This is a genomic window from Paenibacillus sp. EKM206P (assembly GCF_011066155.1).
In the GTDB taxonomy this organism is placed as follows: Bacteria; Bacillota; Bacilli; order Paenibacillales; family Paenibacillaceae; genus Paenibacillus; species Paenibacillus polymyxa_D.
The window spans coordinates 1-15,927 of sequence record NZ_JAAMNQ010000008.1; the positions used below are offsets into that span (position 1 = coordinate 1).

At 47.1% G+C, this 15,927-nt stretch carries 15 protein-coding genes; 2 read left to right on the top strand and 13 right to left on the bottom strand.

Going from position 1 to position 15,927, the window contains the following annotated elements; translation table 11 throughout:
• Positions 1–144: 144 nt before the first annotated feature.
• The 12 genes from G9G53_RS26735 to G9G53_RS16795 form a co-directional block, all read right to left on the bottom strand.
• Positions 145–273, bottom strand: a complete 129-nt coding sequence (locus tag G9G53_RS26735; protein ID WP_274386409.1) for a hypothetical protein — start codon at positions 271–273, stop codon at positions 145–147.
• Positions 273–1,883, bottom strand: a complete 1,611-nt coding sequence (locus G9G53_RS16745) for an FAD-dependent oxidoreductase (RefSeq protein ID WP_165149160.1) — start codon at positions 1,881–1,883, stop codon at positions 273–275. Before G9G53_RS16745 ends, G9G53_RS26735 begins: the two co-directional genes overlap by 1 nt.
• A gap of 25 nt (positions 1,884–1,908) precedes the next feature.
• Entirely contained in the window at positions 1,909–2,844 is a 936-nt protein-coding gene (locus G9G53_RS16750; RefSeq protein ID WP_165149162.1) for an ROK family protein, read from the bottom strand.
• 157 nt (positions 2,845–3,001) lie between these two features.
• Positions 3,002–3,841, bottom strand: coding sequence for a MurR/RpiR family transcriptional regulator (locus G9G53_RS16755; RefSeq protein ID WP_165149164.1), 840 nt, complete (start codon positions 3,839–3,841; stop codon positions 3,002–3,004).
• Entirely contained in the window at positions 3,819–4,538 is a 720-nt protein-coding gene (locus G9G53_RS16760; RefSeq protein ID WP_029516815.1) for an N-acetylmannosamine-6-phosphate 2-epimerase, read from the bottom strand. The genes G9G53_RS16755 and G9G53_RS16760 overlap by 23 nt, the downstream gene beginning before the upstream one ends.
• A gap of 5 nt (positions 4,539–4,543) precedes the next feature.
• Positions 4,544–6,085, bottom strand: coding sequence for a DUF4127 family protein (locus G9G53_RS16765; protein ID WP_165149166.1), 1,542 nt, complete (start codon positions 6,083–6,085; stop codon positions 4,544–4,546).
• Positions 6,086–6,182: 97 nt separating this feature from the next.
• The gene (locus G9G53_RS16770; RefSeq protein ID WP_165149168.1) at positions 6,183–8,009 is read right to left on the bottom strand and encodes a protein O-GlcNAcase; all 1,827 of its coding nucleotides are present in this window, start codon (positions 8,007–8,009) and stop codon (positions 6,183–6,185) included.
• A 49-nt stretch (positions 8,010–8,058) separates the two neighbouring features.
• Positions 8,059–8,949 carry a carbohydrate ABC transporter permease gene (locus G9G53_RS16775; protein ID WP_029516818.1) on the bottom strand — a complete coding sequence of 297 codons (891 nt, stop codon included), beginning with the start codon at positions 8,947–8,949 and terminating at the stop codon, positions 8,059–8,061.
• Positions 8,949–9,830 (bottom strand): carbohydrate ABC transporter permease, encoded by an 882-nt coding sequence (locus G9G53_RS16780; RefSeq protein WP_029516819.1) that lies wholly within the window; start codon positions 9,828–9,830, stop codon positions 8,949–8,951. The genes G9G53_RS16775 and G9G53_RS16780 overlap by 1 nt, the downstream gene beginning before the upstream one ends.
• A 61-nt stretch (positions 9,831–9,891) precedes the next feature.
• Positions 9,892–11,166, bottom strand: a complete 1,275-nt coding sequence (locus G9G53_RS16785; RefSeq protein ID WP_029516820.1) for an ABC transporter substrate-binding protein — start codon at positions 11,164–11,166, stop codon at positions 9,892–9,894.
• A gap of 184 nt (positions 11,167–11,350) precedes the next feature.
• Positions 11,351–11,914: a DUF420 domain-containing protein gene (locus G9G53_RS16790; RefSeq protein WP_029516821.1), complete on the bottom strand. Its 564-nt coding sequence runs from the start codon at positions 11,912–11,914 to the stop codon at positions 11,351–11,353.
• A 295-nt stretch (positions 11,915–12,209) separates the two neighbouring features.
• Positions 12,210–12,485 carry a GNAT family N-acetyltransferase gene (locus G9G53_RS16795; protein WP_029516822.1) on the bottom strand — a complete coding sequence of 92 codons (276 nt, stop codon included), beginning with the start codon at positions 12,483–12,485 and terminating at the stop codon, positions 12,210–12,212.
• Positions 12,486–12,797: 312 nt separating this feature from the next.
• Here G9G53_RS16795 and G9G53_RS16800 point away from each other — a divergent pair, with 312 nt between their 5' ends.
• Positions 12,798–13,763, top strand: coding sequence for an ATP-dependent DNA ligase (locus G9G53_RS16800; protein WP_029516823.1), 966 nt, complete (start codon positions 12,798–12,800; stop codon positions 13,761–13,763).
• 110 nt (positions 13,764–13,873) lie between these two features.
• On the top strand, positions 13,874–14,416 hold the full coding sequence (locus G9G53_RS16805) for a MarR family winged helix-turn-helix transcriptional regulator (protein ID WP_029516824.1): 543 nt from the start codon (positions 13,874–13,876) through the stop codon (positions 14,414–14,416).
• Positions 14,417–14,700: 284 nt separating this feature from the next.
• Here the strand turns inward: G9G53_RS16805 and G9G53_RS16815 are convergent, their stop codons facing one another.
• Positions 14,701–15,636 carry a manganese-dependent inorganic pyrophosphatase gene (locus G9G53_RS16815; RefSeq protein WP_274386410.1) on the bottom strand — a complete coding sequence of 312 codons (936 nt, stop codon included), beginning with the start codon at positions 15,634–15,636 and terminating at the stop codon, positions 14,701–14,703.
• Between the last annotated feature and the right edge of the window lie 291 nt (positions 15,637–15,927).

Below are 15,927 nucleotides of genomic sequence, written 5' to 3' on the forward strand. Positions count from 1 at the left end.
AAGATCAAACATTTCTCTTTCGCTGCGTTTTTCAGCAGCTATAAGATCATATCATGTTCGTTTCAAAAATGCAAGGGCTATTTTTTCTTTTTTTTAAAAATCATTTCACCCAAGCTTTTCGCTTTTGAAACTGCTGTTTTGTTGTCAGCTCAAATAATATATCATAAACCCCAGCAACTTAGCAAGCACTTTTTTTTGTTTTTTTATTTTAGAATAAATCCACTCATCTTTCAGCTCATTTAAAATCAGTCGAGGGGCTAGTTGCCCCTTCATTAGCTGATGACTTCCTCTGGCTCAAATACCTCTGCAGGCCAGTGCAGTTCCACACCTTGGCGAAGAAGAACATTTTGAAAACATCCAAGATGCTCTGCTGATCGGCTCACTTCAATGGGATATACTTCGTTGGAGACACAGTAAGCCGCTAGACTTCCTGATGATTCTCCTATATTCCATTCTGTAGGATGCAATCGATAGCAGCCATTGGCTATTTGGGTCATCCCTATATTTTTGCAGGCAGGAAGTAAATTGCGCACCCTCACCGGAATAAGTGAGCCCAATGGAATTTCATAAGGATAGTTAGGGATGTAGAATGTTCGCTGAGATACCGTAGTTGGATGAAGATCCAAATGATAGCTACCTACACCTACACTATCTATATATCGCTTGGGTCCCTCTTCTCCCCGAAGCTCACGACTTACATCAAACTCAGATATCATATACTTGGCCTGAATTCGGCGTGACTCGCGAATATAAGCCGTTTTAGCCAGACCGTCAGATGTGCCGAGAACATCACCCCGTAGTCGAATTCCCGGATAGCCGAACCCTCCATCTAACCGGGGCGCTTCGGTTTGAAGCCAATATATTAATGAACGAGTCAACTCACGCGCTCCTTCTCGATGTTTTGCCTGCTCCTGAGCAGTGACACCGATCAATGGCCCAAGGTAATAATCATTTTGCGCCCAGTTTAAAAGAGTTACCTCACCATCATTTAGCGGTTTGCTCCATATCGAGGGATCTACAATACGACGATAATCCCATAAGGATACAATGCCCTGATCGTTAGGAAACAATGTGAACTGTTTTAGTTTACTGGTATCATCCGCGTCAGTAGCAAACCAGCTCAAAATCGGAAAACGGGAAAAGGAAGGAATATAATTTCTCCAGAAATCATATTGTTGCGGCCGCTCTATAATGAAGCTTTCCTGGGGAATATAGTCTACGGCAGCCACATGTGTGATAGATTGCATATCAAAAGGGTTAGCACACTCCAGTGCATGAGGCTCACCCGTAGCAGCCCGCGACTCCGCTCCACTCGTATGCTCCACTCCTGCCATTGGAAGGAGATCACCACACTCTGTCGCATCCAGATAAAACGCTCCGTGCAGCACTCTAAATCCACACTTATAATCAGAGCTATTCGAGGTACGGACAGTTACAGAAGTAATACAGTCCCCATCCGTCTGAACGGCAATAGGCACGGTGTGATAGTATACATGAACGCGCCCCGTATTCAAATAGGGAGCGAGCATATCTTCAAGCACCCGCAGAGCTACCCGTGGTTCATGGGCCAGACGGCTTACCCAACCGTTCCCAGGGTTGAGAATGGGATTATTTCGAGCTTCTTCGGTTAACGGATAGTTCTGACGGTAATAGTCACGTACACGATTACGGAACTCACGGTATGTTGCTGTGCAACCAAATTGTTCGATCCATCGATGCTCATCTGGGGGAACCGCCTGTGAAGTTAACTGCCCCCCTAACCAGTCCGTCTCCTCTGTCACGATGACTCTCATGCCAGCCTTCGCCGCCGCGAGAGCTGCCGATGTCCCCCCCAGGCCTCCGCCAATCACAACAATGTCGGTATCAAGCCGTTTTTGCGTCATGGTTCGTTCCCCTTTCATTCTTGTACTAGGACTCGGTCATTTCGAAGGCAAGCCGTGCAGCACCGATAATTCCAGCGCGATTGCCCAACAATGCCCGACTTACTTCCGTTTGAACTCTAAATTGGTGCAGATGCTTTTCCAGCATGGGCCACCAGACCTCTCCCGTGTCCGATACTCCTCCGCCTACAATGATCCTCTCAGGATCAAGAGTCACTGAGATGTTAGCTAGAAGTACAGCTAAATCTGCGGTGTAATCATCCAGCACCTGAATTGCCTCCTGGTTACCGTGAACGGCCTCTTTCACAATCTCGTTTCCCGAGCGGTACAATTTACCGACGTGTTCCCTACCTCGACGTAAGAGGGCGCTCCCCGATACATATTGCTCGGCGCACCCTTTTCTTCCGCAATTACAGGGGTGTCCTCCGGGGAATAGAATACTGTGCCCCCAATCACCGCCGCTCCAATGAGCCCCTCTGCACAAGAGGCCATTTTCCATATATGCACCTCCGACACCTGTTCCCAACGTGAGCATCACCAAGCGTCGCTTGCCCTTCCCCGCTCCCTGCCACGCTTCTCCAAGTAAAGCGGCGTTCGCATCATTATCAGCAACCGCTCGTAAAGCCAGTTTTTCCCTAGCCCATGTTACTAAGGATGTACCTTGCCAGCCAGGTAGGTTATCTGTGGCATACACAACTTCGCCGCTCTCCACATTTACTCTGCCAGCAGTAGCAATGCCAAGAGCGCCTACATCTATATGGGCACCGAGGCTGGTATCTCCAAAAGAACGCAACAGTCCGAGCACAGATTCTGACACCTGCGACAATATCCATTCACGTCCCCGGGAAGCGTCCGTATCCAGCCGGATTTCATCAAGCACCGATCCGTCCCGTGCCACTATGGCGGCCTTCACCGATGTGCCCCCAATGTCGATTCCAATGACTCTGTTCACAGCAGCTGCCACCACACCAACCTCCTTGTTACCCTACATAAAAGCTTACTAGCTCTTTGTACAAACCTTCTATTAATAGCAATACATGAAATAGCCATTCATAAGCACCACAAACACAAGTCATTGAACCTGTCGAAACGCACAGTTTTCAATTCACAACTGAAAAATCTCAATAGCTTCGTTCAATAACGGCCCTCGCTGTTTTTTCCTTCATCTGTTTGGTGTGACTCGTGTGCTTGCGAGCAAGCCCTTCGCAGATGAGGTCAATCACGAATAGTTGTGAGATTTTAGCACCGATTGAACCACCTTCTATCGGCGCTTCTTTGCCCGCTGTTAGCAACACGATATCTGCAATCGAGGTAATGGGTGATTTCGCATAATTTGTAATTGCGATAACAGTTGCACCGTTTTGCTTGGCTTTATACAGCATATCGTTCGTATCCAGCGTACTTCCTGATACACTAATGCCGATAGCCACATCACCCGGGTTCATGGACACCGCCATCATCGACTGAATATGTCCGTCTGCCACAGCCTCGGCGCGACGCCCGATGCGTAAGAAACGGTTTTTAGCATCCTGCGCGGAAATCCCCGAAGCACCTACGCCGAAAAATTGAACATGGCCCGCTTGATCGAGACACGCAATCGCACGACCAAGCTCTGAATGGTCCAGCAGCCCCATACTGGAGTGCAAAATATCGAGCATGTTGTGATACACCGTACGCGTAATATCTTGTTCGTCATCTGGGTCGATGTTCTCCTCGCCCATATCAGTTTTACGATAAGTCTGGTTTTGCGCTAGGGACAGTCGGAAATCCTGATAACCTTTGAAACCAATCTTCCGACAAAAGCGCATGACGGTCGTTTCGCCTGTACCTGCAAAATCCGCCAGCTCCGTCACAGAGAAATATATGATGTCTGCGGGATGCTCCAGTACGCACAAGGCAACTTTCTGCTCCGATTTCGTTAATGAAGGATAATACGTTTTAATTCGGTCGTTCATCTCCATAGATGCATTTCACTGCCTTCCTTGCGGCATCGGCAAACCGCTGCGTAATCAATTGGGGTCTGGTAATCGCCGAGCCTACAACCACTGCATGTGCTCCCATTCGGAATGCTTCCTCAACCTGCGCTGGATCATAGATTTTGCCCTCTGCAATTAAAGGAACGGGAACCAGTTCCGACGCTCTCCGAACCAGCTCCAGATCAGGACCCTCAATCTGAGCAGAGTACGGCGTATACCCGGATAACGTGGTGGATACGCAGTCTGCGCCAAGGGAGGCCGCATGAAGTGCCTCCTCCAGTGTCGATATATCTGCCATGGAAGTGACTCCCTGCTCATGGGCATAATCTATGAGCCTCTTCAGCTTGCATCCCGCTGGGCGCGGTCGTAATGTGGCATCCAGCGCAATGATATCCGCGCCTGCCTCCACCAGTTCCTCCATTTCACGAAGGGTAGGTGTAATGTAAATATCAGAATCATCATAATCCCGCTTAACCAAGCCAATCACTGGTAGAGAAATTGCCTGTTTAATCGCACGTACATCCGATGCGCCATTGGCGCGTATCGCCACAGCTCCACCCTGCTGTGCGGCAAGCGCCATTTTGACCATAGAATCTGCTCCATGTAACGGTTCGCCTGGTAGCGCCTGACAGGACACGATCAGTCCGTGCTGAACTTTGGATAATACACCTTCCATTCCCATAGGAATCACCCTCTCTTCTCAGCATGATGCCGTACGGTTAATGCGACTTCAAAGGTGCGGTTCCACGGCATGTAGCAATCTATAATTTCCACGCGGCCTTCCGGCCCGTTCACATATTCATTGAGCGCCTGCTCCAGCCGTCCGCGAATAACCGCAGCTACCGAGCCTCTCGGTCCATCGAGCATAAACTTGGTAAAACCCATCTGCTCCACAATTCCGTTATTCATAGCCGTACGTACCACAGCGCAATAACAGGCATCCTCGGCGTAGCGCAGCGACAGAAAATCCAAATGTTCCTCCGTAGAGCCATAGTGGGTATACAGCATGGACTGGGCAATGACGGTGCCCAGCGTGTTAGAACTGGTATTCCAGCCTGCATAACCCGCCAGCTTAAAAAGCAGTCCTTTTTGCTTCAATAGTCTAAGTAGCTTGAGATCTGCGCCGTTGGCGTAGCCCACATCAGCAACTGCAACATTTTGACCTGCATATTGCAGCATATAAGAACCGTACTCAACCAGCTCTACTACATTCCGATGCACATCATATCCGGTCATTGCACGCTGCTGGGATGAAGCCTCTGCCATCGTGTCACCAGGTGTGTTAGCCAACAAAATCAAATCAGCCTCCGTTGCTGAGGAAGCGATCAGCCCACCTGCCGCCATAATCTGATATTTTAAGGTTTCGTAAAAATAGCGATCTTCAAAAAGCGGTACTACGAATGCCCCCTGCAAAGCAGACAATCGGGGATACACCAGTGGGACTACATTATTCATCTTGTTAACCCAACGAGCCAGCAACGTACAACCCACTTCATCTGCCCCCGGGTACATGTATACATTCAAATCCAGCCCAAGCTCAGAAATACGACTTCTTAGCCGCTGCTGATCCTTGGCGGTATAGCCGTAGGGAGCCGAATCATCCTGTGGGATGATCATAAAATCAATGATACCTTCTGCTACGAGATCCAGCGCAACTTCATTGGCCTCCAAATTCACATGGCGACGCCCTAGGTAATCATCCAATATTTCCATTGGCAGACGCTCGTTGATATCAGCTAATTCGAGTAACTCTTCTGCGGTAGCAATCCCCAGCTCCTGACGATGCTCAATGAAGCCCTTTCTGAATATCTCACGACCCCAATCGGCATAGTAATCCGGTTCTTCATCAGCCAAAGAATATTGCGGACAGCGCATAATCAGTTGAAATGCATACAGGGTCAGTTGCGGATATAGCTGTTTTAGCCTGCGAAGCCGATTCACTCTATCTTTGACCTGCTCGCTCGACATACTGTGTAGTCGAGAAGGTACGATTCCTCCGTACAGCAACGTATCCATCGCAACAATGGCTCCATCAGCCGCCGCTGCGCGTTCTTCGAGCCATGCCCATAGTCTGGTCGTATCGCCAGGGGTTTTCTTTTGTCCCATCCATTCTAATGGGGGCCGCTCCATCTCAAAGTCTGTGCCCTGTGCCAGTAAATAAGGAAATTGATAATTACAGGGCCGCTCATCCAGCGGTATAAAAAGTAATCGGGTTTTGGGCTTCACCATACGTTCCACCTCTCCTGAAAATTACCGTTATCCTAACGGCAAATGATTATTTTCAGGGCAGCTATGCTGCCTTGGTTGCTTAATCCAGCGCAAATACTCACAAAATCAGCCGATATTTTCCTTGTTCGTCCTGATCGACATAACCCCACTGCGCAGCAGCACGGATCGCCGGATTGCTACCCAGCCGAGCCTCCGCTTCTAAGCAAGCAGTGATACCGCTTCGCAGTTCTCCTACGATTTCGTCTGTCAGAGGTGACGGCTCTTGCTCGTCAACAGCTTCCCTCGGCGTGCCGCTCTCCCCCGACTGTGCATCGTCCTGTCGCTCGCTGCTGAGTGCAGCTTGACGCAGCACCTGCCACAGGCTCGCATCCAGCTCGGCGCGTTCCAGCCACGGTGCGGCCTGGGACACGAATCCTGCTGCTGGATCACCGGCAGGCACGCTCCGTAGGACGCTCACGGCCTGAAGCAGCCGCTCAAAGTACATATCCAGCGCAGGGATATCGCGCATTTGCAAAGCAAGGTCCACGTCCTCATACGCGTTGCCGCCTAGTCGGCTGTTCCTGTTTTGACGACAAAAAAACATCAATTCATCCGCACGCTCTCCCACTAACTCCTGCGCAGCCCATTCCCAAGATCGCTCAGGCATATACCGTTCACTGTTCCACATATAGTGGGACATCGTAATGAGCGTCACTTTGGAGCATTCCCACTGATTCATCGGGTTGGCCACCATACCGGTATGTCCACAGTCTGGTAGCCCGGAATATCGTCCGCGCAGCGGATCAAGGAATAACCGATCATGGTCACAATCATTCACCGGGATGTTATCCCACAGCCACAGCTCATGCCCGAAGAATACATGATTATCAGCGGCGTGCTCGCGACTAATCTGTGGAGCAAAAACAAAGTACCCGGTCCAGAACACCTTAATCTCCGGATGCAGCCGCTCACGGAAATCCTTTTTGTATTCGGTATCCCAATATGACCAATATTCCGAAGGACAGACCGTCAGCGTAAATTCAGGCAGTCGTTCAGCTAGCCATGCATGCACCTTGTTCGTCAAAAAGACATGAGCGTGACCCGAGCGGCCCAGCAAATGTCGATTTCCCCCTTTGAGTACGTAGTCAATGTCATCCATTAACACAGAAAAATGACGTACGCCAATCGCAATCACGGCCGCCAGCTTTTCAGTCAATTTAAGGAAGTCTTCATCATTGCCAAAGCTCAGGTCGTTCCCTGGGCTGATACAATAATGGAAATCAACCTCATGCCGTTCGCAGGCTTCCTTTAATTCGCAAATCTGGGCAAACGTATCCTCAGGGTACGGCTCTCTCCATAGCTCACGATGATATGGATCATCCTTGGGGGCATACATGAATGTGTTCATCCGATGCGTAGCCATAAACCGAACGGCATCCAGCCGATCCGCGAAACTCCACGGTTTCCCGTAAAAGCCCTCAATAATTCCTCTGACCGGGAAGGAAGGCTCATCCCGAATAGAAATCACCGGCAAAGTACATCGCTCCTGTTCCACTTGAAGCAGGAGATGCAGGGCATCCATGCCGTATTTGAGCCCTCTTTTATTGGAAGCATGGACTTCAATTCGCCCGTCCTTCTGAATGTCCAACCGATATCCGTCTGCAGCAAGCGTTCCGTCATATTCGAGCACCAACTGTACGCTTCCCCGTGTTTCAGTCGGTACACCCGGTCCTGGAGGTACAATAAGCTTGATCGGTCCCTCAGGGTCCAGCACACCTTCATACTCCTGATTCATTGCAAAGCGAGAGGACAGTTCACAGATCAGTCGCGGTTCGGAGATAACCAGCCTTTCCCCGCTGTCATACACATCACGAAAATAATATTGAATCTCCTGCGGTGCTAGCCCTACACTCGAATAAGGCCCCGTTCCTTCGGACAGTTCCATCGCAATCGTCTCCTTCCATTCACAGGCTCTTCGTAGCCGTGACTACTGGCTATCCTTTTACCGCTCCCGCCAAACCTTCCATATAGTAGCGCTGTGTAAACAGGAACAATATAATGATCGGCAGTACCGAAATCATTGTGCCGGCAGCAATCCAGCCGAAGTTATAGGCAAATTGACCGTTGAGATACGTGAGCGCAGCTGCTAGCGGATATAGCTCCGTATCGTTCAAAATAACGATAGGCCACAGAAAGCTGTTCCAGAACGACATCGCCTCCAACAGAGAAATTACAGCAAGCGCTGGCTTGACCAGCGGAAGCACCAGCTGCCACCAAATTCGAAACTCCGAAGCGCCGTCCATTTTACCGGAATCACGTACATCGGTGGGAATATGAATAAACGTCTGTCGCATCAGAAAAATGTTGAACACGGAGACTGCCCCAGGCAACACTACACCCAAATATGTATTGCCCAGATGAAGCCCTTGAATGGTCAGATAATGCACAATAAATGCGGTGTAGGAAGGAATAATCATCGTGGCAATCAGCAGCGTAAACACCAGATTTTTACCCTTAAAACGAAACACAGCCAAGGGATATCCTGTCAGACTGGCGAGTACCACATTGAGCACAACGCCCAACACCGTAATGATGACCGTATTCAGCATATATTTCGGGAAATTCATGAACTGCCACACCTGAACATAGTTGTCGAAATTAATAAAGGTCGGAAAAATAGCGGGCGGCGTTGAAAAAATGTTACGGCCTGGCATGAGGGATACGCTGAGCAGCCAGAGGAACGGTCCCATTAAAAAGAGGGCGAGTAGCACTAGAAGCATGTAGATGACCGTCATTCTCAGCATTCGGGCGAGACTGCGCATGCTGCGGCTACTTTCCTTTTTAGGAAGAGATGAGCATAGCAATTTGTCATCCTTTAGATTCATCAATAGGGATTGACACCACCTTTCCTATTGAATCGGAATACGATAATACTAAGTACGGCAATCATTGCACCGACAATTAAGCCAAGCGCCGAAGCATACCCAAAATTAAACTGCTCCATCCCCTTTTGAAAAATATACAAGCTCGATGTCAACGTGGCCGTTCCCGGTCCACCCTTGGTTAGTACATATACTTCATCAAATACGCGGATAGCTGACATGAGTGATATAAGGGTACAGAACAGAACGTAAGGTCTTAGCAGTGGAAGAGTAATATGAACAATCAGACGCCATCGGCTTGCACCGTCGACTCTAGCGGCTTCGTACAGATCTTGAGGAATGTTTTGTAATCCAGCCAGATAGAGCATCATATAATACCCGAGTCCCTTCCACATTGTGATGAACATCAGTACATACAAGGCCAAGTTGCTGTCCGATAACCAGTGTATGTCTTTGCTAATCAGGCCGATCTGTATGAGCAAGTAGTTCACTACGCTGTTATTGCCCAACAGCCAGCTCCAAATTAAGGCTACAGCTACCATTGAAGTCACAACAGGGATGTAGTAGGTCGTGCGGAATATTTTGATTCCCGGAATACGGCTGTTCACAAGCACGGCCATCAGGATGGAGAAAATCTGGAGAAAGGGGACAATGAGCACGTACAACAATGAGTTCCAAATCGAAATAAGAAAGTTACGGTCCTTAAACGCCGCTTCAAAATTATTCAAACCGACAAAATGGGTATCTGATATGACAGAGTAGTCTGTCAATGCCAGCGGAATGCTGTAAATAATAGGCCAAAATACAAAGACGGCAAGCAATAACAGTCCCGGCGTCATAAAAGCCCAGGCCGTAAAAGACTCCGACCTCAACCATTTGATCATGCTGCATCACCACCTGATTTCGATAAATGAACAGGGGAGTATTCACTCCCCCCTGTCAAACCTATTGCTTTAAAATATCGTTTACTTCCTGCTCCAGAGCAGTTAGCGTCTCCTTCGTATCTCTTCCGTTCAATAAAATATTTTGCAAGGCTCGCGCGATGGCACTATTCACATCTTTGGCATTGGGCACACCAACCATATAATCTGTCGCCTTATCCAAACTTTGCGCGGATACTACCTTGGCTTGTGCTTCTAATGATTTGTCAGACTGAGTAAAATATGGATCCTTAATGGAGTCTTTCGTGGAAGGTAGTGTATTCGCCGCTTTAGAAAAAGCAGTTTGACTCTCTGCGTTTGTCAAGAAAACAGCAAATTTCACTGCTTCGTCCACATGTACAGACTTAGCAGGTACGACCAAGTCCATAGAGTTGGAGAGCCGCACATCGGCTTTGCCAGTTGGGACAGGGACAGCAATTGTGTTCTTATAAACGTCTGGCGCTGCCGTTTTGATAAAATTGATGAACGTGGGGCCTGCCAGCTCGAAAGCAACCTGCTCGCCGGCATAATATTTCACTTGTTGTGAGAAGTCAGCGTCTTCCTTGAGTACAACGCCATCTTCCATCTGTTTTTTTAGATTATCAATCATGGTGACTGCTTCTGGTGTATTGAACGCCGCCGCTGTCTTTTCTTTATTTAGGATAGGAATGCCGTCCACAGCGAAAAGCTTGGATACAAGCTGCTGAGCATAGCCTGCCTTGCCAATTTTTCTATTGATCTGACGGCCCCATTCAGACAATTCCTCCCGGGTTTTGGGCGGATGAGCAGGGTCCAATCCGGCGGCTTTGACCAGCTTTGTATTCATGTAAAGTACTTCTGTACCGGTATACCAGGGCAGCGCATAAGCTTTACCGTTAATGACTGTGGAATTATAAATACCCTCGAAATAAGCAGCCTTTTCCTCGGGCGACAAATGCTCATTCATATCAACAACCGCACCCTTGGAGCCCATTTGGCTAGCAAATTCTGTATTGAGATTAACTACATCCGGACTGCTGTTGCTAGCGATACTTGTCAACAGCTTGTTGGTTACTGCGTCATAAGGGTAATCCTTCCAGTCAATTTTGACATTGGGGTTCTTCTGCTCATAATCGGCAATCACCCGATTGAAATACGGGGTAAATGTAGGTTGTAGTGCAATGGTCCAAAATTGCAGTGTTACTTTCCCTCCGTCAACCTTTTCCGACTTTGATCCTCCACCACCGCAGCTGCTCAGCAGTACAACCAGCGCCAGCATAGATACAAGCAACCGTAACCTGCCTTTCGCTTTCTTTGTCACATGGTGACCCCCTTGTTCTTAGTTGATTAAGGCAAATTATAGCAGAAATACCGTTATAGAAGGAACGTTTTTTTAATAAAATAAATTTAGAAGGAATAATTTTTCTTTTATTGGATACAAAAAAGACGCCTCTTCAGCAGAGACGCCATTTCCCTAAATCAACCCATCAAAGGGTTCACATCTATTAATAGTATGGGGCCATGAAAACGTACACCAGTACCCCGGTCAAGCTCACATATAGCCAAATTGGCATCGTCCAGCGCGCAATCTTACGATGTTTTGCTACCTGCATCGTCCATCCCCATACAACCGTGAACAGTGCCAGCGGTACAATAATTGCAGCCAGTATGCTATGCGAAATCAACAATGTAAAGTAAATCGGACGAAGGATACCCACACCGCCATATTTTGCAGTTTCCGGCGAAATGTAGTGAAAGGTCAGGTAGGAAAATAAAAATAAAACGGTACTGGCAAAGGCCAGCAGAATAAAGGTTTTATGCACCTTGATGTTCTTCTTGAAAATAGCAACCAATGCAGCCACCAGGAAAATAAACGTGAAGCTGTTAAAAATCGCATTCAACCTTGGGAAAATAGTGAGATCAAAACTGACACTCCCCTGGTATCCGATCGGCGAAAAGAATAGCAGCAAAATAATCACGTTGGCTATAATGGAAACGGTGATAATCAAGGTTGTAAAATTACGATTGCTCGTTGGAACGTACTGCTTGTCCTCACTCGCTTTATTCATCATGAGCGTCTCCTTCGTTTAAATTCAGGTTTTCATTATTTTTGCGGTCATAACCATAATATATTATATAGAACTCATAGTTAGCCTGTGAAGTGACAACAGTATGAACAATTTCACAGCCATCCGGCAAGAAATGTGCTTCAACATTTGAGGATAGCCCTTTGTTTCCCTATATCAACGGTAGAATGCATTCTTTTTAAAAGCTTTATGCACACAAAAAAAACACCGGAAGAGTCTGATTACCCGCTCCGGTGTTGTGTCGGTTATGCAGTTAAGCAGCCTTGATAATCCATATTCATTGCTGCCACACGTCACTGTATTCTTTATGGCGCTTGAACAGAGCAAGTGCGTACGAGCAAGCAGGGATAACCTTTTTATGCTGATTTCTTGCCATCTCAACCACTCTGTCGATGAGCTCCTTGCCAATTTTTTGACCCCGTAACTGCTCGGATACAAATGTATGGTCAATGACCAATGAGTGGTCATCTACGGATTTATAACCTACTTCTGCAACTACCTGTCCATCATCCACCATGACTACTGCATGGTCCTCCTCGCGAATTTGTCTCATGAGACCAATCCCCTTTCTGACTGAAGAAAATCCCGTAAAACTCATGCTAACGAATTAATGCAATCACTTCATGCCGACGCTAGATATTCTTATCATTCCCCTATTTAGGGATCAGAGAAACATCACATACGAGGATTTTGCAAAAATCCCATAAGCGACTTCCAATGAACAAGATATAGATCGAAATGGTTAGTTCGTCTATATCTTGCACTTCGGAGCGACTGGAATCAAATTTTGCAAAATCCTGATACATAAAATAAGATCTATCGTCGACACTATATTTATTCATATAAAGGCAAGGGAGGTGCTGCGTTGCGTACAGAAATAAAACCCGTCATCCCGTTTGAACCGGAACTGAGCGAAAAAGTACCTGTAGATGCAACAGGCCTTTGGCGTTACGAAATAAAATGGGACGGTACGAGAATTTTGACGTATCACAACCAGGGCAGCACACGCCTGTTCAACCGCAAACAGCACGAACGAACGCTTTTATACCCGGAGCTTGCTCTCTTCCCCTCCTACTGCAAGGCTGATTCGGTCATATTGGACGGGGAAATGATCGCACTCGGTGCCGACGGTAAACCATCGTTCCATGAAATTATGCGACGGGATCTGATTCGTCGGACGGATCGAATTCAGTCAGCCTATGAAGCTGTGCCTGCTACTTACATGTTGTTTGATATTATTTATCTGAACGGGGAGTGGGTTCATCTTAAACCGTTACAGGAAAGGCTTGAACTGCTGCATCAGATCATCATACCGAATGAACGGATTCAACTGGCTCCCGCTCATCCTGATGGACAAGCTCTATTTCAGGTTATGTGCAGCCAAGGTATGGAAGGTATTGTGTGTAAAAAGCTGGATAGTCCGTACACATTGGGCGGAAAGGACGGACGATGGCTCAAGGTCAAAAATTATGGCGATATCATTGCCGTTATCGGTGGCTATACCCTGAACGGAGGCATTATCAACGCTGTGTTGCTGGGCCAATATGATAAACAAGGAATGCTGCGCTATATCGGGCATGTGGGTACGGGCAAGCTGACTCGGGAAGATTGGCGTCAGCTTACCGAGCGCCTGCTACCACATACCATATCGGAACGACCCTTTAGCAATAAACCGGATCGGCATCAAGATGCGTTTTGGGTGCAACCCATGTATACCGCCAAGGTTCAATATAGTGAGTGGCGGTGGCAAGAAGGACGTACCCTGCGTCAGCCCTCCATACAAGCCTTTGTGAATCAGGACCTCGATCAGTGTATCGGCCCCTGGATGTGACGTTTTACAGATATATTTTCAAAAAATGCGGAACAAAGTTTGTATAAATCATTGCAACCAGTGGTTAATTAAATTACAGTTAACTAATTAACTACATCGAGGTGGATCGCATGTTCTTTTTTTTGGACTCCGAAATTCGTCAACTGGCCTATAATCTCTTTCCAGGTGGCAATAAACCAATTGGTGTTTTGGTAGATTTATTTTCCATAACTTATGAAATACGTAAAAACATGGAGAAGCGTTCACGTGAATTTGGTCTCTCCTACGGGCAATATATCGCGCTTTGTGTACTTTCAGCACAAAGAGATGAAATGTCTTCTCCTTCTGCTTTGGCTGAAAAGATGGGTGTAAGCCGGGCAGCAATCAGTTCCATGGTTATTTCTCTCGAACAAGAGGGATTCATTAATAAATATGACGATCCCAATGACAAGCGGGGAGTGTTCGTGTCCCTGAACGATAAAGGAAAAAGTAAAATTCAACAGATGGATCCCTTTTTCGTAGGGCTGGCTTCACGTCTGATGTCAGACTTTAGTGAGTCGGAAATCTGTCAGTTCCAAACCTATTTGTCACGCGTACGTTCTGCGTTTGAAGATGTCAAAGGTTCGCGTCTAACCGACTCCAGAGAGAAGAGAGAAAAATGGTGCGAAGACTGAGGCAAAAACTGTTCGTCAAACTTGCCCGCATATCTGCTGGCAGAATGGGTGCTGCGTCCGATTTCAAACCTTCGTATTCTCCCAAAGTACATCGGAAAGAAAGGATCATCCACTCCCTGTATTCTTCATTTTTCATGGTAGCGGTTTCATGATGGGCAGCGCTGAAGTTGAAATTGGCATTTGAGTTCCGCATCGGAACGTCTGGCAGAACTGAAGAAATAAAAATAAGCCTCCTGCTGCCACTGCCATTATGCAGTCGGGTTCAGGAGGCTTATTATTTATCATTACAAACTGTTAAAAGCGTCAGTCAATACAGGTACAATTTGCGATTTGCGCGATACGACGCCTTTCAGAACAGCCTTATTGTCGTCCAACTGAACATTATAGGCTTTTTCAACTGCCTGGGCTTGGCTTCCCAGCGCAATACCAATGGAATCACTGTTCACAATGTCTGTTACGACGAACAAGAACAGATCAAGATTTTTAGCTTCAATGGTTTGGGCCAATGCAGCTTCCAGATCAGCTTGACGGGACAACACATCGTTTACGTCTACTGCGTTCACTTGAGCAATTTCCACTTTGCGACCATTCATCTGAAATTCTTTGGCATCCAGACTTACTAACTGTTCAATGGTATGACCACTCAAGTCAGCTCCCGCTTTAAGCAAGTCAAATCCGTAACGATCTGCATCCACACCAGCAATTTCAGCCAGTTCACGAGCAGCAGCTACGTCTTGATCCGTGCAGGTTGGGGATTTAAACAACAGAGAATCGGAAATAATCGCGGACAACATTAGACCTGCGATATCTTTCGGAATTGCTACACCATTTTCCTTGTAGAGCTTGTTCAAAATGGTGGCTGTGCAACCCACTGGCTCAGCGCGGAAGTATAACGGCTGGCTTGTTTCAAAGTTAGCGATCCGGTGATGGTCGATGACTTCAGTTACACGTACCTTGTCAATATCAGCGGCGCTTTGCTGGCGTTCATTATGATCGACCAGAATGACGTTGTCCGTTTCAGCAGCAACCTGCTCAACCAGACGTGGCGCGCTCACTTTGAAATAATCCAGTGCATACTGCGTTTCCCCGTTCACCTCGCCCAGACGAACCGGCTCTACGTCCGCGCCCAGTTTGGTTTTTAAGTCTGCATAAGCAATAGCTGAGCAAATGGTATCCGTATCCGGATTTTTATGCCCGAAAATCAATGTTTTTGCCAACATAATCGACTCCTTTGCCTTAGGCATTTTACATGATTGTGAAACCTCAACAATTCCAATGCAGATTATATCATTAAATCTCGCATTCTCCCATTCCTCTTCGATTGTTTACAAAAATAATCTAGTAAATTCATAACATTTCCATGGAATCTACATGTAATGTTAACCTTATTTTTTCTAAAAATATAAAAAACATATAGTAATATATCCCACCAATATGGTAAGATATGCCTCAAAACTGGCAAGTTAGTCACCAGTGGTCAATTCTATTATTTTAGATATTAAGGGAGGCGT

What these genes read in the sequence shown, in the direction of transcription:
- G9G53_RS16755 (WP_165149164.1), bottom strand. Translation starts at nt 3,841, where the DNA reads ATGGAGATGAACGACCGAATTAAAACGTATTATCCTTCATTAACGAAA.
- G9G53_RS16745 (WP_165149160.1), bottom strand. Translation starts at nt 1,883, where the DNA reads ATGACGCAAAAACGGCTTGATACCGACATTGTTGTGATTGGCGGAGGC.
- G9G53_RS16780 (WP_029516819.1), bottom strand. Translation starts at nt 9,830, where the DNA reads ATGATCAAATGGTTGAGGTCGGAGTCTTTTACGGCCTGGGCTTTTATG.
- G9G53_RS16815 (WP_274386410.1), bottom strand. Translation starts at nt 15,636, where the DNA reads ATGTTGGCAAAAACATTGATTTTCGGGCATAAAAATCCGGATACGGAT.
- G9G53_RS26735 (WP_274386409.1), bottom strand. Translation starts at nt 273, where the DNA reads ATGAAGGGGCAACTAGCCCCTCGACTGATTTTAAATGAGCTGAAAGAT.
- G9G53_RS16775 (WP_029516818.1), bottom strand. Translation starts at nt 8,949, where the DNA reads ATGAATCTAAAGGATGACAAATTGCTATGCTCATCTCTTCCTAAAAAG.
- G9G53_RS16770 (WP_165149168.1), bottom strand. Translation starts at nt 8,009, where the DNA reads ATGGAACTGTCCGAAGGAACGGGGCCTTATTCGAGTGTAGGGCTAGCA.
- G9G53_RS16795 (WP_029516822.1), bottom strand. Translation starts at nt 12,485, where the DNA reads ATGAGACAAATTCGCGAGGAGGACCATGCAGTAGTCATGGTGGATGAT.
- G9G53_RS16760 (WP_029516815.1), bottom strand. Translation starts at nt 4,538, where the DNA reads ATGGGAATGGAAGGTGTATTATCCAAAGTTCAGCACGGACTGATCGTG.
- G9G53_RS16765 (WP_165149166.1), bottom strand. Translation starts at nt 6,085, where the DNA reads ATGGTGAAGCCCAAAACCCGATTACTTTTTATACCGCTGGATGAGCGG.
- G9G53_RS16790 (WP_029516821.1), bottom strand. Translation starts at nt 11,914, where the DNA reads ATGAATAAAGCGAGTGAGGACAAGCAGTACGTTCCAACGAGCAATCGT.
- G9G53_RS16805 (WP_029516824.1), top strand. Translation starts at nt 13,874, where the DNA reads ATGTTCTTTTTTTTGGACTCCGAAATTCGTCAACTGGCCTATAATCTC.